At 56.8% G+C, this 1,117-nt stretch carries 2 protein-coding genes; one reads left to right on the forward strand and one right to left on the reverse strand.

The window, feature by feature from the left end; genetic code table 11:
* Window positions 1–304, reverse strand: a 304-nt coding sequence (locus NW860_RS09820) for a hypothetical protein (RefSeq protein WP_414513919.1), incomplete at its 3' end; no start/stop codon positions are given.
* A gap of 71 nt (window positions 305–375) precedes the next feature.
* Between NW860_RS09820 and NW860_RS09825 the strand changes: the two genes are divergently transcribed.
* Window positions 376–1,117, forward strand: a 742-nt coding sequence (locus NW860_RS09825; protein WP_414513921.1) for a glycogen/starch synthase, incomplete at its 3' end; no start/stop codon positions are given.

Raw genomic sequence — 1,117 nt, forward strand, 5'->3', positions numbered from 1 at the left:
GTGTTGACATGGCGCGTCGGAGAGGTGTATAACCGACCGGGGGGGTGGGGCGTATTCGTTTTTTGACGGTGGGGTGTATGGTGAGGCGGGGGGAGCGAGGCGAGTCAATAAGACGGAGCGGTGGTGGCAGGAGGGGCCTTTCGTAGAGGGTGTCATCGGCAAAGGGATCCTGCGCGCTCTGCCCAGCCAGAGCCACCGTGTCAGAGGATACCCCCGTTTTGGCCTCTGGGTTCCCGAAAAGCTCCTCCAGCTCATCTACGTCCACTTCTTCCGTGGTCGTGCCCTGCGCGAAAAGGAGACCCATCAAGATCAGAAAAACAAGGCGCCCCATCTCCTTCAAAAGTACAAGTCCTGTGCGAGTCTTACCTTTGGAGTATGCAAGAAAGTGGACGGCGATGGCTTTTTGAGGTAAGCTGGGAAGTGTGCAACAAGGTAGGAGGCATTCACACAGTTCTGATAGGAAAAGTCCCACATGCTTTGCGAGCCTTTGGGGGTGGGTATATTTTGGTGGGTCCGTATATAGCGCAGGGCCGGCAAAACTGGGAAGAGGTAAATGAGTATACCGAGTGGCAGGCTTACTTAGAGCGGCGGCATGGGCTGCGGGTCTATCCGGGCAAGTGGCAGATAGGCTCTGTGGAAGTAACGGCCTGGCTTTTAGAGTTTCATGCGCTTTTAGGACGTAAGGATGAGATATTTGGGGAGCTGTGGGAGGAATTTGAGGTGGACTCGTTGTGGGGTGGGTGGGATTACATAGAACCGGCGATATTCGGCTATGCGGCGGGGCTGGCGATTGGGAGCTTTCTGGAGTTTTATTATGGAGAAGAAATAGGGGAAGTCGTGGCGCATTTTCATGAGTGGCTAACGGGAGCGGGGGTGCTGTATCTACGGCGACATAAACCGATGGTAGCGACGGTTTTTACGACGCATGCGACGGTCGTGGGGCGGGCCGCCGAAGGGCACCCCATTGAAGAAGCGCCAGAACGATGGGCTGCTGCGCGCGGCCTCTCCGCCAAATACACCTTAGAGCGCGCTGCCTGGCAAGAGGCCGACGTCACCACCACCGTCAGTGAGCTGGTGGATGAAGAGGCTAACCTCTACCTCGGACGTCCGCCCGATG

The organism is Synechococcus sp. F70.1, from assembly GCF_047502745.1.
In the GTDB taxonomy this organism is placed as follows: Bacteria; Cyanobacteriota; Cyanobacteriia; order Thermostichales; family Thermostichaceae; genus Thermostichus.